The following is a 3,700-nucleotide window of genomic DNA, read 5'->3' as shown; positions in this document are numbered from 1 at the left end:
ATGCCGTCCGATGACCCCAGCGTTTCTGCCACCAGCGATACGCGCCAGCCGAAACCAAATGCCAGCCGGGCCCCCGAAAAGAAGTAGGGCATAATGGTGGGGAGATAGATTTTGTGCAGCGTCTGCCAGCGGTTCATTCGGAAGCTATGCGCCAATTCGACATACTGCGCTTCGACGTTTTGCGCGCCTTGCCAGACATTGGTGAGGATCAGCGGCATCGCCGTCATAAACACCACAAAAATGGTGGTGGCATCAGAAATGCCGAACCAGATGATGGCGAAAATGGCCCAGATAGCAGACGATACCGTGTTAAATACCGCTAACAGCGGCTCACAAAAGCGAGCCACACGCTGGCTGGCACCCAGTACCAGGCCGAAGACGGTGCCTACCAGTGCAGCCAGTACAAAACCAGAGACAACGCGGCCGAATGTCACTTTGATGTCGTGCAGGAGCGTTTCTCCCTGCCACAGAGAGAGCAATGCCTGCAAGGTGCTGCTGGGACTGGGTAATACAAACGTCGGAAGATGCAGTGACCCTTGCCACCATGCGAAAAGGAATATCGCCAGTAATACCAGTCGTTGCAGGAGCAGGCTGAAGGTGCGCGAAAATAGTTTCATCTCATACCTCAAGACGCAGTAGTCGAATCTGTTCGTTCACGTCAGGGTGGGTGGCAACACGCGGGCGCGGAAGATGCAGCGTGGCTTCAAGATGGATGCGCCCTGGTTGTGGTTTCAGAATGACTACGCGATCTGCCAGTACCACCGCCTCTTCCACATCATGGGTTACCAGCACAACGGTCATACCGGTCAGTGCCTGGATACGCAGTAATTCCTCATGCATAGAGCCGCGGGTTTGGGGATCGAGGCGTGAAAAAGGTTCGTCCATCAGCAGAATTTGCGGCTGAACCACCAGGCTGCGTGCCAGCGCTACGCGGCTGCGCATGCCCCCGGATAATTGATGTGGCCAATGGTGAACAAAAGCGGAAAGGCCAACCAGCGTCAGCGCGTCAGCCACGCGTCGACGGCGCTCCTGTTTGCTGAGTGCACTGTTTTCCAAGCCAAAATGCACGTTCTGTTCAACGGTTCGCCACGGCAGTAAGCGATCTTCCTGAAACAGATAGGCAATGCGTTGCCAGTGCTGAAACTGCCTGGCAGGGACACCCTGAATGACGATATCGCCACTGTCGGCAGGTAATAGACCCGACATGAGGTTTAATAGCGTACTTTTACCGCCACCCGATGCGCCTAATAGCGCAACAATTTCACCTTCTTTAATCGTCAGCGATATTCTTTCCAGTACCTTCTGGCTGGCAAAAGATTTACTGACGCCGCGTAATTCAATGCTGTCTTTTGTGGCGGAAAGTAAGGAAGTATTCATTCAAATATCTCCCGTGGCAATACGGGTAATAGCGTGCCTTCTTTACTTAACGTGGCGTAGATTTTTTCCAATGTCATGGCTTGGAATGTTTCAATATGACGGCGAGCGATAAATTCGACCCGTTTAACATCACCGGCAATAAACGCATCAATCATGGCATTATGATCGTGTTTTATTTCTGGCTTAACGCGTTGCACATTAAAACCCAAGGCCACCAGTCGCGCCATTTCATCCATTAACCCTGAAAGGGTGCGGATTAAATGGCTGTTACCCGTGGCTTCGACAATGGTTAAATGAAATCGCTTATTGGCGTTCATAAACACATCAATTCGCGTCGATAGCGGTGCAGCAACTTCAACTCGGCACTGTGCTTCAAGTGTTTTGAGTAAATCAATATCGACTTTGCCGACAGCCAGACGCGCGGCGAGTGGTTCCAGCGCGGCGCGGATGGTGAAGATTTCTTCCACATCTTGCAGTGTCACTGGGGCAATACGGTAACCCTTGCGCGGGCGTGAAATCACCAGTTTTTCCTGGCTCAGGCGAGTCAGTGCCAACCTGATGGTGCTTTTCCCTGACGGGTAGCGCTCCATCATTTCGGACTCTGTTACCAGCGATCCTGGCAACAGACGACACGTTAGAATATCGCGACGAATCGTGTGATAAACATGGTCGCTTAAAGATAGGGAATGGGTCACTCCGGTCCTCTCAATTCACCTCTGTGAGCATCTCACAGCGTCACGTTGAATACCTTAATGGACGCATTCTGTCGCAGTGCCGAGGACTAAACTAATAATTAAATCAGCAATGGAATGTTATTATTTGCATTAACTGAGGTGCTCAGTAGATATATAAAAGATATTCAGCATTTTTTTGCAGCCCACTGTGGGCATCTCACTTCATCCAAGATATGCACATTATTAGATAAAGTTATTCGTTCTGATTTGCAGGCCACCGTTTTACCTTTCCCCACAGGAAACCTATTGAGCAAGGGGCGTATATGCGTTTGAAGTGGTCGTTATTATCTCTCATATTTATGGGTGTTTCCCAGGCGCAAGCTCTGGATGAAGTGACTATCGCATTAGCGATCCCGCCAGCGGTCCATGACGGAGCGCCTTATGCTGCAGCCCAGGAACTGGGGTTGTTTAAAGAACAGAATCTGTCTGTCAAACTGATTGTATTTCAAGGTGCAGGTGCATTGCTGCCGCAGGTGGCCAGCAAACGGGTTACTTTTGGTTATCCTGTATCGGAACCCGTAATTTCAAGTTATTTCAACGGGAAAGATCCGTTACCACTGCGTTATTTTTATAACGGCACTCCCGCCCAGACGATGGAATATACCGTGCTGGCGGATTCTCCCATTAAAACGTTATCTGATTTGAAGGATAAAAAAATCGGTGTTGGCGCACTGACGTGGGGCACGATACCAAACAGCCGTGCTGCTTTACGGGTAGCCGGTCTTGAGCCGGGTAAAAACGTTGAGTTTGTTGCTGTTGGTGTGCTGGGTTCCGGCTTTCAGGCACTGCGCAGCAAGCAGGTGGATGCGCTGAACTATAACAGCAGTTGGGGCGATATTTTTGAGTTTACCGGAACAAAAATCCGCCGTATTGCATACCCCGATGTCTTTCAGGAAAACCCTGGCAACGGTTTTATCGCGCATGAGGATACCTTTAAAGAACATCCCGATCTGCTTCGGCGCTTCGGTCTTGCCTATACCGAAGCACAATACGTCTGTGATGTGAACCCTGAGTTCTGCGTGCGGGCTTTTTGGCGTCAATATCCCGAAAGCAAACCTGCTGATGCGGAAGGCAAAGGGCTAGAGGAGGCAAAGACGCTACTCTCCCGTCGTTTGCAACGCACGTTGTATCGGGAAGATGGCTCACGCCGTACGCCAGGGGAGTACGATCTGCCGGTGATCCGAGCGGCAATCAGCGCTATGGCAAAAAATGGGGAGTTTCCAAAAGCAGATGTGCCAGTAGAACGTATTTTTTCTAACGCATTCATTGCGGCATTTGATGACTTCGATAAGGAGGCCTTGAAAATCCGGGCGGAGGAAGCCAAATGAGCGCGACGCTAAGAATAGATACGCCGGATGGCCTGATTGATGTGTCGCGTAAGATTCGTGCTGACGGACTTGCCCCTGGCCGGGTGCGATTTATGGCCGATTTTACCCATACGGATGGCAGTATCTGGCACAGTGATGCGGTGTTTGACGTTGGAGATGACGGCGTGCTGGATCTGGAAACTGCCCTCCCCTTGTCTGGTGACTGGCTCGATGCTGAACCGATGGCGCCTGTCTGGTCACTGCGTCTGGTGTCTGAACCGG

Annotated in this window: 5 protein-coding genes; 2 read left to right on the top strand and 3 right to left on the bottom strand. The window is 51.1% G+C overall.

Annotated elements, in window-relative coordinates; translation table 11 throughout:
- The 3 genes from J5224_RS24005 to J5224_RS23995 form a co-directional block, all read right to left on the bottom strand.
- The coding region (locus J5224_RS24005; protein ID WP_264627741.1) for an ABC transporter permease at window positions 1-617 on the bottom strand (617 nt) is incomplete at its 3' end.
- A gap of 1 nt (window position 618) precedes the next feature.
- Window positions 619-1,377: an ABC transporter ATP-binding protein gene (locus tag J5224_RS24000; RefSeq protein WP_264627740.1), complete on the bottom strand. Its 759-nt coding sequence runs from the start codon at window positions 1,375-1,377 to the stop codon at window positions 619-621.
- Window positions 1,374-2,072 carry a GntR family transcriptional regulator gene (locus J5224_RS23995; RefSeq protein WP_264627739.1) on the bottom strand — a complete coding sequence of 233 codons (699 nt, stop codon included), beginning with the start codon at window positions 2,070-2,072 and terminating at the stop codon, window positions 1,374-1,376. The genes J5224_RS24000 and J5224_RS23995 overlap by 4 nt, the downstream gene beginning before the upstream one ends.
- 302 nt (window positions 2,073-2,374) lie before the next feature.
- Here J5224_RS23995 and J5224_RS23990 point away from each other — a divergent pair, with 302 nt between their 5' ends.
- Both J5224_RS23990 and J5224_RS23985 read left to right on the top strand, forming a co-directional pair.
- Window positions 2,375-3,439, top strand: coding sequence for an ABC transporter substrate-binding protein (locus J5224_RS23990; protein ID WP_264627738.1), 1,065 nt, complete (start codon window positions 2,375-2,377; stop codon window positions 3,437-3,439).
- The coding region (locus J5224_RS23985; protein WP_264627737.1) for an acyl-CoA thioesterase/BAAT N-terminal domain-containing protein at window positions 3,436-3,700 on the top strand (265 nt) is incomplete at its 3' end. The genes J5224_RS23990 and J5224_RS23985, both read left to right, overlap by 4 nt.

The sequence above is a fragment of the Candidatus Symbiopectobacterium sp. NZEC135 genome (assembly GCF_025962695.1).
The sequence above is the reverse complement of the archived record's forward strand: the minus strand, read 5'-3'. Positions and strand labels throughout refer to the sequence as shown.